Genomic DNA, 14,981 nt, shown 5'->3' on the forward strand with positions numbered 1-14,981 from the left:
TACTTAGGCCATCAGGACAGGCGCGAGAGCAATTCGTCGCCACGCACGGTGCCGGCGCGCAGCACGGCCCGACGACCGGGCCCGGCGTAATCGAGGTGGACGTGGAGATCCGCCGCCGGCAAGGCGCCGACACCGCGTTCGGGCCACTCCACCAGCACCAGCGCGGCCGGGTCGGCCAGCGCGTCCAGGCCCAGCCACTCCAGCTCGGCGGGGTCGGCGATGCGGTACAGGTCGAGATGCCAGGCCGGCCGCTGTGCGGTCGCATAGCCCTCGACCAGGCTGTAGGTCGGGCTCTTGACCCGCTCGCCCACACCCAGCGCCAGCAGCAGGGCCCGCGCAAAACTGGTCTTGCCGGCACCGAGCGGGCCATGCAGGTAGACCACCAGGCCGTGATCCAGCACATCGGCCACGCGCTGCGCCAGCGCCGCGGTCGCGGCCTCGTCGGGCAAGTCGCGGGAAAACTCGATGGGCATGGTCTCGTTCATTCGTCGGTTTCGCAGGGAACGGCGTTGCCGAGCCGCCGCAGCGGCAGCAGCAGGTCACTGGCCAGCAAGCCGCGCTCCCCCTCGCATGCGGCAAGGTCGCCGGCCCGAGCGTGCAGGCCGACGCCGAGGCGCGCCGCCCGCCAGGCATCGCAACCCTGCGCGAGCAGCGCCGCGACGATGCCGGTGAGCAGGTCGCCCATGCCGCCGGATGCCATGCCGGGGTTGCCCCACGGACAGACGTCCAGACGTCCATTCGGATCGGCCACCAGGCTGCCGGCGCCCTTCAGCACCACGACGGCATCGAACCGCACGGCCAGCTCGCGCGCGGCCGCAAAACGGTCGCGCTCGACCGCCCCCACGGAACGGCCGAGCAATCGCGCCGCCTCGCCCGGATGCGGCGTCAGCACGGCCGGGGCGGTGAAGCGCCGCGGTTCCTTCGCCAGCAGGTTGAGGCCGTCGGCGTCGAGCACCAGCGGCTTGCGGGAGTCCAGCGCGGTCAGCCACAGCGCATGCGACCACGCGGACTGACCGAGCCCGGGCCCGAGCGCCAGCGTGTCGGCACGCTCCAGCAGGGGCTGCAGCGTCTGCGGGCCATCCACCCCGTGCGCCATCAACTCCGGTCGCGCCGCGTTGAGCGCGCCCACGTGTTCGACGCGCGTGGCGACGCTGACCAGACCGGCACCGGCGCGCAGTGCTGCCTCGCCGGCCAGGTGCACGGCGCCGGCCATGCCCTTGCCCCCACCGATCACCAGCACATGGCCATAGTTGCCCTTGTTGGCATGACGACGGCGCGGCGGCAGGCTGTCGGCAACGAGCAGATGCGCGTCCGGTGCCACCTGCGCGAACGCATCGGCCGGCACGCCCAGCGTCGCCAGCTCCAGCACGCCTGTGCAGTCGGCCGCGCGACCGGTGTGCAGGCCGCGCTTGTCGGCGATGAAGGTAACCGTGAGATCCGCGCGGATCACGGCACCGGGGCAATGCCCGCTGTCGGCATCCAGCCCGGACGGCACGTCGAGCGCCAGCACGGGGACGCCGGCACCGTTGATGCGTTCGATCAGCGCGGCGGCAGTCGGCTCGGGCGCACGGTTCAAGCCGATGCCGTACAGCGCATCCACCTGCACGTCAGGCTCCGGCAGTTCGTGCAGGGCATCGACGGCATGCACCGCGCCGCCGGCATCCACCCATGCCGCGCGCGCCGACGCGGCGTCGCCACTCGATGTGTCGGCCAACGCCACCACGTCGACCTGCAAGCCGGCTTCGCGCGCCAGCACGCCAAGCAGGAATCCGTCGCCGCCGTTGTTGCCCGGTCCGCAATGCACGCGAAGCCTGCGCGCCTGCGGCCAGCGCCGGTGCAGGCTGCGCAACGCGTCGCTGGCGGCGCGGCGCATCAACTCGCTGCCGGAGATGCCCAGCGCATCCAGCGCAGCGCGATCGATCCGACGCATGTCGTCGACGGTGTACAGGTCGCGGGGCGAAGGTGCGGACATGCGGCGAATTATAGGGGTGCGACTAGACTATGCGGATGTCCGTGCCATCCCTTTCCGCTCCTCCCGACTACGCTGCACTCGCCCGCGACATCAAGCGCTGGGCGCGCGAACTGGGCTTTGCCGACACCGGCATCAGCGGCGTCGACCTCGCCGAGGACGAGCAGCATCTGCAGCACTGGCTCGATGCCGGCCGGCACGGCGAGATGGAGTACATGGCGCGACACGGGACCAAGCGCACCCGCCCGGCCGAACTGGAACCGGGCACGCAACGCGTCATCTCGGTGCGCATGGATTACACCCCGCCCGGCACCGCCAACGCCTGGGACGTGCTCGGCGACGGCGAAGCCGGCTACGTCTCGCGTTACGCGCTGGGCCGCGACTACCACAAGCTGATGCGCAACCGCCTGCAGAAACTGGCCGAGCGCATCCGCGCCGTGGTGGGCGAGTTCGGCCATCGCGCCTATGTCGATTCCGCACCGGTGATGGAGAAGGCGCTGGCGCGCAACTCCGGACTGGGCTGGATCGGCAAGCACACCGTGCTGATCAACCGCCACGCCGGCTCGTACTTTTTCCTCGGCGAGCTGTACACCGATCTGCCGCTGCCGGTAGACCCGCCGGCCAGCGCGCACTGCGGCACCTGCACGCGCTGCATCGAGGTGTGCCCGACCCAGGCGATCACCGGGCCGTACCAGCTCGACGCCAAACGCTGCATTTCGTATCTCACGATCGAGCTCAAGGGCAGCATTCCCGAAGAGCTGCGTGCGCCGATGGGCAACCGCATCTTCGGCTGCGACGACTGCCAGCTGGTCTGCCCGTGGAACAAGTTCGCGCAAGTCGCCACCGAAGCGGACTTCGCGCCGCGGCACAGTCTGGACGGCGCAAAGCTGGTCGAGCTGTTCGGCTGGAGCGAGGAGGAGTTTCTCAAGCGCACCGAAGGCATGGCGATCCGCCGCACCGGCTACGAAGGCTGGCTGCGCAACATCGCCGTGGCACTGGGCAATGCGCCGCCCGGCGACGCCATCGACGCCGCCCTTGCCGGCCGCGCCGATGATGCCTCACCGCTGGTGCGCGAACACGTCGCCTGGGCGCAGGCGCAGCAAGCCGCCAGGAAGCGGCGCGGCGGTTGAGCCCCTCGGCTCAACCGGTGGCCGGAAACCGGCGCATCGACGGTCGCGCACGATAGATCCGATACGCCAGGTCGATCACGATGATCAGCACGACCAGGCCCAATGCCCCGCGCGCGCCATCGTCGGTGGCCCGGGCCTGGAACATCCCGCCGACGGCAATCCACCAGACCAGCAACGCCACCCAGGCGAGGCTGAAGAGCATGCTCAGCCGCAGCGTCAAGGTTGACCAGCGCCCTTGCACATACGCCGCCAACTGCAGCGCAAACGTGCCGCTCCACAGCAGCAGCACTGGCCAGGCGCGCCGGGACAGGAAGCCGTCGTCGAAGGCGAACACCTGCGGCAGCGGGCCGGGCAGCATCGGCGCGATCCACGGCAGGCTGACCATCAGGGCCACGCCGAGCGCGAACCACACCAGCCCGAACAGCATGACCGGCCGATTGACCCGATCCGGATCGACCATGCGCGGCCGCCACGCCGGCTGCCAGCCGCGGGTCCGCACCAGCGCCGCGACCAGCGCCGACATCACCATCAGGCCGGGCCACCACAACGCTCCCAGGCCCGCACTGAACCACCACGCCACCAGGGGCTGCCCGCCGCCGAACACCCGCGGCAGGGTCAGCGCCCACTGCAGGGCCACTCCGCCGAAGGCGAACAGGGCGAACGAGCGCGTCTGCACCGCCGGGATGATGACCGTGCCCGCGGGGTGGTAGCGCTCGGCCACTTGGGCAGGCGTGCCGAACTCCCGCAGCATCGCCAGCACCATGGCGTCGTCGGCCGGCGTGCCGGCCGATTCCGCCCGGTCAGCCAGCATCTCGCCCAGCAGGCCATGCAGCTCCAGGCCGATCTCCCGGCGCTCCCGGCCGGGCAAGCGGCGCATCACTTCAGCCACATAGGTCTGGATCACGTCGTTCGGATTCATGGAGCGCTTCCTTCCAGCAGGCCGGCCATGGTCCCGACGAGGGCGCGCCAGGAGGCCGTCAGTTCGGCGAGCAACGCCTCGCCCGCGTCGTTCAAACGGTAATAGCGCCGCGGCGGGCCATCCTCGATTCGCCACTCCGAGGCCAGCACGCCCTGTTTCTCCAGTCGCCGCAGCAGGGGATAAAGCGTGCCCTCCTCGATCGGCATGCCGCGCCGGGCCAGTGCCTGGCGCAACGAATAGCCGTATTGCACCTCGCGCAACTGCGACAGCACGGCAATGACCAGCACGCCACGGCGCAGCTCCAGCTCCAGCTTGGGCAACGGGTTGTCGAGGGGATCAGCCATGCATGGCACCGTAGTGTTTTGCGCACTCTACATAGCATCACACAGTATGTCAACGCGGAAAAACGGCCCGACTGGGCAGTTCGGCCTGGAAAAGGAGACGTGGGCGCGACCGCGCCGCCACGAGGCGGCGCGGTGTCAACTCAGCGCAAGCGGCGACAGGTGCCGCGAGGTCCCGGGGGAATCGTCAGGCAGCAGCCATCTGCTTGGGGATCGAACGATTGGTGTGGCTGATGTGGTTGCCTTCACCGGCGGCGATGTACACGCAGGTGGGTTGGAACTTCTCCAGCTCCGCCTCGTTCAACTGGGCGAAGGCGGCGATGATCACGATGTCGCCGGGCTTGGCCCGATGCGCGGCGCTGCCGTTCACCGAGATGATGCCCGAGCCTTCCTCGGCGCGCAGCGCGTAGGTGACGAAGCGCTTGCCGTTGTTGACGTTCCACGCGTGGATCTGCTCGTACTCGCGGATGCCGGAGGCATCCAGCAACAAGCCGTCGATCGCGATGGAACCCTCATAGTGCAGCTCGGCGTGGGTCACCGTGGCCCGGTGGATCTTGGCCTTGAGCATGTTCAGGTGCATGACGAAGTTCCTGCAGCGATCCGCAAAGTCATCGATTATCGAACCGATGGCGCTGCGCTGCAACATCAACGGTCCGTGGGCGATACATGTAGGCGGGTCAGTCCAGCAACAAGTTGTCGATCAGGCGGGTATCGCCCAGACGCGCCGCGATCAGCGCCACCAGCCCTTCGCGCTGGCCCTCCTCCGGCTCGGCGAGATCCTCGGCCCGGCGGATCGCCGCGTAATCGGGCGCGAATCCGGCGCGGGTCAGCTGGGCCTCGGCCACCTGCTCCACGGCGCGCCAGGGGTGACCCTGGCCGAGCAATTCGCGCATTTTCAGCAAGGTATCGTGGATCAGCGGCGCCCGCGCGCGCTCCTGCGGCGAGAGGTACTGGTTGCGCGAACTCAGGGCCAGCCCGTCGTCGGCACGCAGGATGGGCGCGGCGATCACCTTCACCGGCAACGACAGGTCGCGCACCATTCGCTCGATTACCTTGAGCTGCTGGAAATCCTTCTGCCCGAACACGGCCAGGTCCGGATTGACCAGGTTGAACAGCTTGCACACCACGGTGGCCACGCCATCAAAATGACCGGGCCGGTGCGCCCCTTCCAGCGTGGCGGTGATCTGCGGCACCCGCAGGCTCACGCTGAGCTCGGCGCCGTACGGATAGATCGTGGCGACCTCCGGCGCGAACAGCAGGTCGCAGCCCTCGTCGGCCAGCGCCGCCTGGTCGTGCACCAGCGTGCGCGGGTAGCGCTCGAAATCCTCGTTGGGGCCAAACTGGGTGGGATTGACGAACACGCTGGCGACCACGCGATCGGCGCGCGCGCGCGCCAGCCGCACCAGCGACTGATGGCCGGCGTGGAGGTTGCCCATGGTCGGCACGAAGCCGACCGTCTGGCCCTTGCTGCGCCAGCCGCGAATCGCGGCGCGCAGCGCCGGGGCATCCTGGACCGTTTGCATGGCGAAGACTCGTCAGCTCAGTTGAAACAATGTTCCGGTGCCGGAAAGGCGCCGCTGCGCACGTCGTCCGCATAGGCGCGGATCGCCGCTGCCACAGAATCGCGGCCGGCGAGGAAATCCTTGCTGAATTTGGGGCGTTTGCCGGGCGTGACGCCGAGCATGTCGTGGAGCACCAGCACCTGGCCATCGCAATGCGGGCCGGCACCGATACCGATCACCGGGATCTCCACCGCCGCCGTCACGCGCCGACCCAGTTCGACCGGCACACCTTCCATCACCAGCAGTTGCGCGCCCGCCGCCTGCACCGCCAGCGCGTCCGTCACCAGCTGATCCGCTGCGGCCTGCTCGCGCCCCTGGATGCGGAAACCGCCGAAACGGTGCACGGACTGCGGGGTCAGCCCCAGGTGCGCACATACCGGCATGGCCCGCGCCGTCAATGCCGCGATGCCCTCCAGCACGTGCGCGGCGGCGCCTTCGATCTTCACCATCGCCGCACCCGCCTCGCCGACCAGCCGGGCACCGGCGGCCAGCACGTGGGCAACGTCGCGATCGGCCATGAACGGCAGGTCGGCCACCAGCAGGGTGGCCGACAGGCCGCGCGCCACTGCGGCGGTGTGATAGACCATCTGGTCGAGCGTCACCGGCAAGGTGCTGGCATGTCCCTGCACCACCATGCCGAGCGAATCGCCGACCAGCGCCACGTCGATGCCAGCCGCTTCCAGCTGCCAGGCGAAGCTGGCGTCGTAGGCCGTCAGCATGGTGATGCGCTGGCCTTGCGCCTTCATCGCGCGCAGGCCCGGCACGGTCACCGGCTTGCGGTCGGGGAGATTGGCGTTCTGCACGTACACGGGCTTTCCTGGTCGGCGAGGGTGACTGCCGATTATGGCGCAAGCAGCCGTTCGCAACCGGCCGGATCGACCCGCGCCAGCAGCTCGGCCACGCGCCCCTGGCCGGACAGATGCAGATCCGGCGCGACGTCGTTCAGCGGCAACAGCACGAAAGCGCGCTCAGCCAGCCGCGGGTGCGGCAGGGTCAATGACGGATCGGCGCGACGCATGCCTTCGACATGCAGCAGATCCAGGTCGAGCGTGCGCGGCCCGTTGCGTTCGGCGCGGACGCGACCGGCGCGCTGCTCGATCGCCAGCAGGTGCTGCAGCAGCGCCTCGGGCGACAGCGTCGTCTCCAGCTCGGCCACGGCATTGATGAAGGGCGGCTGGTCGAGCACGCCCCAGGGCGGCGTGCGATAAAGCGGCGAACGCTGCAGCACGCGGGTGCCGGGCAGCTCGGCCAGCGCGGCGAACGCATCGAGCACCTGCTGGCTCGGTTCGCCCAGATTGCTGCCCAGCGCCACGTAGGCCAGGGTCATTCGGGGGCCGGACTGTCGCTGCGCTTGCGCCGACGCCGGCGCGGACGCGGCGGCTTGCGTACCGCCGGCGCGGGAGCTGCCTCTGCCGCCGCCGCGCCGCTGAGCACCGGCAAGGCCGCAGCCAGCACGTCCTGCGGCAGGCGCTGTGCATGCGCCCACCACTGGCCCAGCTCGCGCATCGCCGGCGATTCGTCGGCGCGCAGCAGCAGGAAGTCGAATGCCGCGCGAAAGCGCGGATGCGCCATCAGGCGGAACACCCGCTTGCGCTGCACCTGCTCGAAGCGCGGCTGCAGCGACCAGATCTCTTCCATGGTGAAGGTGAAACGCCGCGGGATCGCCACCCGCTGGCATTGTTCACCGACCACCTTGGCGGCCGCGCGCGACCAGGCTTCCGGGCCGTCCAGGCCGCGCTCGATGCCGAGACGCGCCTCGTCGCGCACTTCGCCCCACAACAGCACGGCGAACAGGAACGCGGGAGTGACGGACTTGCCCTCCCTGATGCGCGCGTCGGTGTTGGCCAGGCCCTGCTCCACCAGCGAGCGCAACGCCGCATCGCCGCGCTTGAGCGCGCGCGCCGTGGCCGGGAACAGGAACTTCAGCAGGCCGCACTGCTCCAGCATGCGGAAGCTCTTCAAGCCGTTGCCGGCCAGGAACATCTTCAGCGATTCGTCGAACAGCCGCGCCGGCGCAGCGTCGGCCAGCAGCGGCCCCAGCGATTCGAAAGGCGCCGCCGCGGCAGCGTCGATGCGCATGTCGAGCTTGCCCGCCAGCCGCGCGGCACGCAGCATGCGCACCGGGTCTTCGTGGTAACGCACCTCGGGGTCGCCGATCAGGCGCAGCACGCGATCGTGCAGGTCCTGCATGCCGCCGACGTAGTCGCGCACGGAGAAATCGCTGATGTCGTAATACAGGGCATTGACGCGGAAATCGCGGCGCAGCGCGTCCTCCTCGATGGTGCCCCAGATATTGTCGCGCACGATGCGGCCGTCGATGATGTGGCGGTCGCCCTCGCCGCCTTCCTCGCCGGTGCCGCGGAAGGTGGCCACCTCGATGATCTCCGGACCGAACACCACATGGGCGAGCCGGAAGCGGCGGCCGATCAGGCGGCAGTTGCGGAACAGTTTCTTGACCTCATCGGGCGTGGCGTCGGTGGCCACGTCGAAGTCCTTCGGTCGCAGACCCAGCAGCAGGTCGCGCACCGCACCGCCGACGAGGTAGGCGGCGTAGCCGGCATCGTGCAGCCGGTACAGCACGCGCAACGCGGCCTTGCTGATGTTCGCCCGCGAAATGATGTGCTGGTCGCGCGGGATGATCCGCAGCGCGGGGGTGGAATCGGTGCCTGGTGTGGGGTTCAAGCGGTTGGAATCCTTGCGGGACGCAGGCGCCCCGTGCTTGCCAAGTTCACGATGCCGAGCATCAACAATAGTCGCGGCAGGACGGCGATCTGCGCACCTGCGCGGCGAGCTTCGACGCGCGTCGATCGGGCGTTGCCGTCTGAAGCAATTCCGCTATACTAGCGCGCTTCGCCGCACAACGCTCCCTTCGTCTAGTGGCCCAGGACACCGCCCTCTCAAGGCGGGAACACGAGTTCGAGTCTCGTAGGGAGCGCCAGTTACCTGTGCGATCATCCATGATCGCCATTGTCTGGAAAGGCCCCGGCAGCCTGTGGTTGCTGGGCATTGGCCAGATCAAAAGCGGCCATCCATGGCCGCACTGTCTGTCACCTGTGCGATCATCCCCGATCGCGGTTGTCCGGGAACATCCGGACAGCAGGGAGTTCCGAGCCTTCGGCCGGATCAAACGCGGCCATCCATGGCCGCACTTTTCAAAAGAGCCCTCCGCCGAACCCCGCGAGAGCCCTTCGGTGTACTTTGCCGTGGATCTGCGTCGTTTTTCAGAAGAGCGTTCCATCTGCCCCTTCCTACAGCCGAGTTGACTTCATGACTTTCGTCGTCATCGACAACTGCATCAAGTGCAAGTACACCGATTGCGTCGAGGTGTGCCCGGTGGACGCCTTCCACGAAGGCCCGAACTTCCTGGTGATCGATCCGGACGAATGCATCGACTGCACCCTGTGCGAGCCCGAGTGCCCGATCAACGCGATCTACCCCGAGGACGACGTGCCGGCGGGACAGGAGGCGCTGGTGGCGCTCAACGCCGAGCTGGCCAAGAGCTGGCCTGTGATCACCGAACGCAAGGACGCCCCCGCCGACGCCGGCGACTGGGAAGGCAAGCCGGACAAGCTGGCGCTGCTCGAGCGCTGAACCGGTCTTCCGCTGAAACGAAAACGCCGCCCCGGGGCGGCGTTTTCGCATGCGTGTCGCGGGCGATCAATCCAGCTTCGACTTCAGCCGGTCGATCACCTTGGCCACTGCGCCCAGCGAATCGCTCTGCGCACGGATCTCGCTGCCGGCGTCGCCACGGCTCTCCACGTTGACCTGCACCTGGTGCGTGCCGCCATCAGCAGTGCTGGCGGAGTCGTCGCGGTGCCGACCGAACAACCGCGAGAAGAAACCGCGCTTGCTGGCGGCCGCCGCGGTCACGCTGACCACGTAGGAGTGCGTGGCGTCGTCGTGGCTGACCAGCTCGCCTGCCTTGCCGTCGGCCAGCACCTTGCCCACCTGCTGGTACACGCTGTCGACCGTGCCTTCGTGCACGAAGCCGTCGGAGATCTGCCCGGCCTGGCCCGGCACACCCGCCACGGAGGCAGTCGCGCCGTCCGCGGTCGGCAGGTTCGCGCCCGGCGGCGGGATCACCAGGGCGTCGCTGGTGGAGGGACGATCCATGCTGGGCGGAATCTCCAGCGGCGCCTCCTGCCGGGCTTTCTGCCAGGCGCTGTGCGAACGGAACATGCCGCAACCGGAGAGCAGCAGGCCGCTGAGCGCAATGGCCGGCAAGGCCACGAGGAGCGAGGTTTTCTTCATCGAATCGGATTCCGTGAGTGAGCCAGGCCCGGATCAGCGGGCACAGGTGTCTAGGATGACAGACTGGACAGCGCCTGGTGCAAGCGGGCGCGATCCGGACCATCGGGCAGTTCCACCAGCGGCAACCGCGGCCGGGCCGAGCCCAGCCCCAGCGGCGGCAGTCCGGCCTTGACCGCGATCGGGTTGGGTGCGCAGTCCAGCGCGCGCAACAGGGGCTCCAGCACGTCCCGGCACCGTGCCGTGGCTGCCTCGTCGCCCGCCGTGGCGGCATCGCACAATGCCCGGAACGGTCGTGGTGCCAGGTTGGCCACCACCGAGACGGTGCCGACAGCCCCGGCAAGCATCGCCGAACCGGCGCTGGCGTCATCGCCGGACAGATAGACGAAATCCGCGCGCGCAAGTTCCGCCAGCGCCGCGATCCGTTGCGCATCGCCCCGAGCTTCCTTGATGCCGATGATCGCCGGGTGTTCACGCAGGCGTGCCACGGTCTCCGGCAGCAGGTCGCAACCGGTGCGCCCGGGCACGTTGTAGAGCAGCACGGGCAAGCCGCCGGCGTCGGCGACGGCCGTGAAATGCTGCCGCAGGCCTTCCTGCGTCGGACGCACGTAGTACGGCACCACCACCAGCGCCGCATCCACGCCCAGCGCCTGCGCGCGACGCGTGGTGGCGATGGTCTTCGCGGTGCCGGCTTCGCCGGTACCGGCAATCACCGGCACACGACCGGCGACGCGCTCGAGCGCGAACGTCAGCAGGCGATCGAATTCATCCGCTTCCAGCATGTGCGCCTCGCCGGTCGAACCGGCCACCACCAGCGCCTGGGTGCCACCGGCGATCTGCTGCTCGATCAGACGGCCGAATGCCGCCAGGTCGAGGCTGTCATCGGCCGCGAACGGCGTGACCAGCGCACAGATGCTTCCACGAATGTCCACGTATCGATTCCGCTGCAACGGCAAGCCCTGCATGTTACTTGCCGCTTCGCAAGACGGGCAAGTAAGCTCGGTGGGAGTAACCTGATGCTTCCGCATCGGGCGGAATGCTGCCCACAGGTGGATCTCCTTGAAATCTTCCTCCACTGCCTCGCATGCGGCCGGACGCACGACTGGCGACAGCCAGTTGCTGATCCAGGCGCTCACCCCGGCCGACAAGTCGCCGCTGCTGGCGCTGGCCCGCCGCATTGCCGACGCCGGATGCAATCTTTCCGAGTCGCGCGTCTCCACCATCGGCACCGAGGTTTCGCTGATGCTGCTGGCCAGTGGCGCGTGGGACGCGCTGGCCAAGCTGGAAACCGCGCTGACCAAGCTGGCTCGTGACGAAAGCCTGCGCCTGGTGCACTACCGCACCGGCCAGCGCGGCAACAGCGCGCAGTTGCCTTACCTTGTGGAAGTGGTGGCGGCCGATCGCCCCGGCATCGTGGCCCGCATCGTGGAGTTCTTCGCCCAGCACGAGATCAGCGTGGAGCAGCTCAACTCCACCCGCTATCGCGCCATGCAGACCGGTGCGGAAATGTTCCAGGCCCAGTTCACCATCGGCATCCCGGCGGACATCCACATCGCCGCCTTGCGCGACGATTTCCTGGAACTGTGCGACGGCATGAACCTCGACGCGATCATGGATCCGGTGAAGTTCTGAAGTGTTGCCGTCCGCCGAGCATCGCGCGAACGCGTTGCCCTGACAAGACCTGTCATCCGCCACCCCGGGCGCGCTAGTCTGTGGCCGTGGCCCTGCCGGAGGATGTCAGCATTGCAGAACCGCGAGTCGATTCACGCCAGCCGGTTCCGGCCTGCCCGGACGCCTCGCCGCCGCACTGTCGTCGTCCACGCCACGCCTCCCTTCCAACCCACCGCAAGCACGGCCGCGCATGCCGTGCAGGACTCCCCATGCCCGTGATCGGCAAGAAACTTCCCGCACTGAAAGGCATCACCGGCGACGGCAACGAACTGAAGCTCTCCGACTACCGCGGCCAATGGCTGGTGGTGTACTTCTATCCGAAGGATTCGACCCCCGGCTGCACCAACGAGGCCAGGGACTTCCGCGACCTGAACGCGAAGTTCCGCCAGCGTCTCGCGCAGGTCATCGGCGTGTCGCGCGATTCGCCGAAATCGCACGCCAACTTCGCCGCGAAGCAGGAACTGCCTTTTCCGCTGGTATCCGACGCCGACGAAACCTGGTGCCAGGCCTTCGACGTGATCCACGAGAAAGTGCTCTACGGCAAGCGCCACCTCGGCATCGTGCGCAGCACCTTCCTGATCGACCCCGACGGCAAGCTCGCCGCCGAATGGCGCGGGGTGAAAGTCCCCGGCCACGCCCAGGCCGTGCTCGACGCGATCCCCGCCGCCTGAGCCGTTCGCCCCGATGACTTGTCGCCATCCGCTTTGCCCACCCACCAGCGAGGACACTTCCGCATGACCGGAAGCAAGCGCATCTACGCTCTCGACACCAACGTCCTGCTGCATGACCCGACCTCGCTGTTCCGCTTCGAGGAACACGACGTCTTCATCCCGATGACCGTCCTGGAGGAGCTGGACGAGAAGAAGAAAGGTGCCTCGGAAGTCTCGCGCAACGGTCGCCAGGCCAGCCGCTTCCTCAACGAACTGATCGAGGCCGGCAAGCAGCACGACCTGGCGGAAGGGCTGGAACTGGCCAATCCGCAGGGCGTCAAGCTCAAGCGCGGCGGTTCCGCCGGCCGGCTCTATTTCCAGAACCGCACCAGCAGCAACGGTCACGCCAAGGCCGACAACCAGATCCTTGCGGCAGTGATCGAACTGCGCAACCAGAATCAGGACCGCGAGGTGATCCTGGTCACCAAGGACATCAACCTGCGCATCAAGGCCAGCATCAACGGCCTGGTCGCGGAGGATTACGAGAACGACCGCGCGCTGGACGATTTCTCCCTGCTCTATACCGGCTCGACCGAGCTGCCGGCGAATTTCTGGGAGCTGCATCCGGAAGTGCACTCGTGGACCGATCACGGCCGCACCTATTACCAGCTCGATCGCCGCGAGGACGAGGTCTGGCACCCCAACGAGTGCCTCTACCTGCCCGGCGACAACGAGATCGAACTGCGCGTGCAGAAACTGGACGACGAGCACGCGACGCTCATGCTGCTGGACGACCACTCGCACGCCAACCACCATGTGTGGGGCATCGGCGCGCGCAACCGCGAGCAGAACTTCGCGCTCAACGCGCTGATGGATCCGGACATCGACTTCGTCACCCTGCTCGGCAACGCCGGTACCGGCAAGACCCTGCTGGCGCTGGCCGCCGGCCTGGCCCAGGTGATGGACCAGCAGCGCTACCGCGAGATCATCATGACCCGCGCCACCGTCTCGGTCGGCGAGGACATCGGCTTCCTGCCCGGTACCGAAGAGGAAAAGATGACGCCGTGGATGGGCGCGCTCACCGACAACCTCGAAGTGCTGGCCAATCCGGAAGACGGCGGCAGCTGGGGCCGCCAGGCCACCAACGATCTGCTCGCCTCGCGCATCAAGATCCGCTCGCTGAACTTCATGCGCGGGCGGACCTTCCTGTCGCGTTACCTGATCATCGACGAAGCACAGAACCTCACCCCGAAGCAGATGAAGACCCTGATCACCCGCGCCGGCCCCGGCACCAAGATCGTCTGCCTCGGCAACGTCGAACAGATCGACACGCCCTACCTCACCGAGACCACCTCCGGCCTCACCTATGCGGTCGACCGCTTCAAGCAATGGGAGCACTCGGCCCACGTCACCCTGCGCCGGGGCGAGCGGTCGCGGCTGGCGGATTTTGCGGCGGAGACGCTGTAACGCCACGAAACGGGAAACCGGGGGCTGGCGGCGACGGCTCCCCGGCTTCAGCGTCCCGTCCCCACTACTTGCAGCCCCGATATCGCCCCCATGTCGTTGAAGAGTTTCGCCTACCGTCACCGGCTGCCGGCCAAACGCGCCATTGCGTTGCTGGCGCGTTCGTTGCCCGCACCGGCCCGCCGTCGACTGCTGGCCGTGGCCGAGCGCATCGCGTTCAGCGTCACTCCGCAATACCAGGGCGAAACCTTGCCGCCGATCTTCGAGTACTGGTCGGGGCGCTTCCTGGCACCGAACGCGCAGCGGCTGGGCATCGACTCGCCGGAAAGCTTCTTCCTCGACCACATCCGGCGCAGCGCGACCGGCGCCAACACACCGGCACGCGTGCTCAGCGTCGGCACCGGATCATGCGGCATGGAGATCGAACTTGCCGCACGACTGCAGGCGGAAGGCAACGCGGTACGCATCACCTGCATGGACTTCAATCCCGCGCTGATGCGCCATGCTGCGGCCGCGGCACAGGAACGTGGTGTCGAGGCACTGCTGACGTTCGAGGCACGCGACTGCAACCTGCCGTTCGAACTGCCCGGACAGGACGTCGTCATCGTCAACCAGTTCTTCCACCACGTCACCGATCTGGAGACCTTCTGCAGGTCGCTGCGCCGTTCGCTGTCCCCGCACGGCGTGCTGCTCAGCTCCGACATCATCGGCCGCAACGGCCACCAGTTGTGGCCCGACGTGGAAACCGTGGTGCAGGAAGCATGGGCAACCCTGCCGGCGAACAAGCGCCACGATCGCCATTTCAATGCGGCACTGCCACGTTACCGCCCGATCGACCACTCCGCGTATTCCAACGAGGGCGTGCGCGCGCAGGACATCGTGAGCTGCCTGCTGGCCGAGTTCGATTTCGAGCTGTTCTACAGTTTCGGCGCCGCCATCATGCCGTTCGTCGAACGCCGCATCGGCTTCAACTTCGACCCGCAACTGGCCGAAGACCGTGAATGGATCGATCGCATGCATGCGATCG

18 protein-coding genes and 1 tRNA gene are annotated in these 14,981 nt (G+C 68.0%); 8 read left to right on the top strand and 11 right to left on the bottom strand.

Annotation, left to right across the window (positions count from 1 at the left end):
• Positions 1-11: 11 nt before the first annotated feature.
• Complete coding sequence (tsaE, locus tag B1991_RS07855; protein ID WP_136258172.1) at positions 12-485, bottom strand: tRNA (adenosine(37)-N6)-threonylcarbamoyltransferase complex ATPase subunit type 1 TsaE; 474 nt, start codon at positions 483-485, stop codon at positions 12-14.
• The gene (locus B1991_RS07860) at positions 482-1,972 is read right to left on the bottom strand and encodes an NAD(P)H-hydrate dehydratase (protein WP_136258173.1); all 1,491 of its coding nucleotides are present in this window, start codon (positions 1,970-1,972) and stop codon (positions 482-484) included. The genes tsaE and B1991_RS07860 overlap by 4 nt, the downstream gene beginning before the upstream one ends.
• Positions 1,973-2,007: 35 nt before the next feature.
• Between B1991_RS07860 and queG the strand changes: the two genes are divergently transcribed.
• Positions 2,008-3,099 carry a tRNA epoxyqueuosine(34) reductase QueG gene (gene queG / locus B1991_RS07865; RefSeq protein ID WP_136258174.1) on the top strand — a complete coding sequence of 364 codons (1,092 nt, stop codon included), beginning with the start codon at positions 2,008-2,010 and terminating at the stop codon, positions 3,097-3,099.
• A gap of 10 nt (positions 3,100-3,109) precedes the next feature.
• On the opposite strand, the gene B1991_RS07870 is transcribed toward queG, so the two are convergent.
• The 7 genes from B1991_RS07870 to pcnB form a co-directional block, all read right to left on the bottom strand.
• On the bottom strand, positions 3,110-4,018 hold the full coding sequence (locus tag B1991_RS07870; protein WP_136258175.1) for an HAAS signaling domain-containing protein: 909 nt from the start codon (positions 4,016-4,018) through the stop codon (positions 3,110-3,112).
• Positions 4,015-4,362: a PadR family transcriptional regulator gene (locus tag B1991_RS07875; protein ID WP_136258176.1), complete on the bottom strand. Its 348-nt coding sequence runs from the start codon at positions 4,360-4,362 to the stop codon at positions 4,015-4,017. Before B1991_RS07875 ends, B1991_RS07870 begins: the two co-directional genes overlap by 4 nt.
• 184 nt (positions 4,363-4,546) lie before the next feature.
• Positions 4,547-4,939, bottom strand: a complete 393-nt coding sequence (gene panD, locus B1991_RS07880) for an aspartate 1-decarboxylase (protein WP_136258177.1) — start codon at positions 4,937-4,939, stop codon at positions 4,547-4,549.
• Positions 4,940-5,036: 97 nt separating this feature from the next.
• Positions 5,037-5,882 (bottom strand): pantoate--beta-alanine ligase, encoded by an 846-nt coding sequence (gene panC, locus B1991_RS07885; RefSeq protein WP_136258178.1) that lies wholly within the window; start codon positions 5,880-5,882, stop codon positions 5,037-5,039.
• A 17-nt stretch (positions 5,883-5,899) separates the two neighbouring features.
• Positions 5,900-6,730, bottom strand: a complete 831-nt coding sequence (panB, locus tag B1991_RS07890; protein WP_136258179.1) for a 3-methyl-2-oxobutanoate hydroxymethyltransferase — start codon at positions 6,728-6,730, stop codon at positions 5,900-5,902.
• 32 nt (positions 6,731-6,762) lie between these two features.
• Positions 6,763-7,248 carry a 2-amino-4-hydroxy-6-hydroxymethyldihydropteridine diphosphokinase gene (folK, locus tag B1991_RS07895; RefSeq protein ID WP_136258180.1) on the bottom strand — a complete coding sequence of 162 codons (486 nt, stop codon included), beginning with the start codon at positions 7,246-7,248 and terminating at the stop codon, positions 6,763-6,765.
• A complete protein-coding gene (gene pcnB, locus B1991_RS07900) occupies positions 7,245-8,603 on the bottom strand; it encodes a polynucleotide adenylyltransferase PcnB (protein ID WP_136258181.1) in 1,359 nt (452 codons plus the stop codon). Before pcnB ends, folK begins: the two co-directional genes overlap by 4 nt.
• Before the next feature lie 180 nt (positions 8,604-8,783).
• On the opposite strand from pcnB, the gene B1991_RS07905 reads away from it, so the two are divergent.
• The 3 genes from B1991_RS07905 to fdxA all read left to right on the top strand — a co-directional run bounded on the left by B1991_RS07905 (position 8,784) and on the right by fdxA (position 9,512).
• Positions 8,784-8,859: transfer RNA gene (locus B1991_RS07905), tRNA-Glu, on the top strand.
• Positions 8,860-8,878: 19 nt separating this feature from the next.
• On the top strand, positions 8,879-9,184 hold the full coding sequence (locus B1991_RS07910) for a hypothetical protein (protein ID WP_136258182.1): 306 nt from the start codon (positions 8,879-8,881) through the stop codon (positions 9,182-9,184).
• Positions 9,185-9,188: 4 nt separating this feature from the next.
• On the top strand, positions 9,189-9,512 hold the full coding sequence (gene fdxA, locus B1991_RS07915; RefSeq protein WP_136258183.1) for a ferredoxin FdxA: 324 nt from the start codon (positions 9,189-9,191) through the stop codon (positions 9,510-9,512).
• A gap of 66 nt (positions 9,513-9,578) precedes the next feature.
• Here the strand turns inward: fdxA and B1991_RS07920 are convergent, their stop codons facing one another.
• A complete protein-coding gene (locus B1991_RS07920; protein ID WP_136258184.1) occupies positions 9,579-10,172 on the bottom strand; it encodes a hypothetical protein in 594 nt (197 codons plus the stop codon).
• 50 nt (positions 10,173-10,222) lie between these two features.
• Positions 10,223-11,101 carry a 4-hydroxy-tetrahydrodipicolinate synthase gene (gene dapA / locus B1991_RS07925; protein ID WP_136258185.1) on the bottom strand — a complete coding sequence of 293 codons (879 nt, stop codon included), beginning with the start codon at positions 11,099-11,101 and terminating at the stop codon, positions 10,223-10,225.
• A gap of 184 nt (positions 11,102-11,285) precedes the next feature.
• On the opposite strand from dapA, the gene B1991_RS07930 reads away from it, so the two are divergent.
• The 4 genes from B1991_RS07930 to B1991_RS07945 form a co-directional block, all read left to right on the top strand.
• Positions 11,286-11,801, top strand: a complete 516-nt coding sequence (locus B1991_RS07930; RefSeq protein ID WP_136258190.1) for a glycine cleavage system transcriptional repressor — start codon at positions 11,286-11,288, stop codon at positions 11,799-11,801.
• Between the two features lie 248 nt (positions 11,802-12,049).
• Positions 12,050-12,511, top strand: a complete 462-nt coding sequence (locus B1991_RS07935) for a peroxiredoxin (RefSeq protein ID WP_136258186.1) — start codon at positions 12,050-12,052, stop codon at positions 12,509-12,511.
• A gap of 63 nt (positions 12,512-12,574) precedes the next feature.
• Positions 12,575-13,957, top strand: a complete 1,383-nt coding sequence (locus B1991_RS07940; RefSeq protein WP_136258187.1) for a PhoH family protein — start codon at positions 12,575-12,577, stop codon at positions 13,955-13,957.
• A gap of 90 nt (positions 13,958-14,047) precedes the next feature.
• Positions 14,048-14,981: class I SAM-dependent methyltransferase (locus B1991_RS07945; protein ID WP_136258188.1), on the top strand; the 934-nt coding region annotated here is incomplete at its 3' end.

It is taken from the genome of Rhodanobacter lindaniclasticus (assembly GCF_004799035.1).
GTDB classification, from domain to species: Bacteria; Pseudomonadota; Gammaproteobacteria; order Xanthomonadales; family Rhodanobacteraceae; genus Rhodanobacter; species Rhodanobacter lindaniclasticus.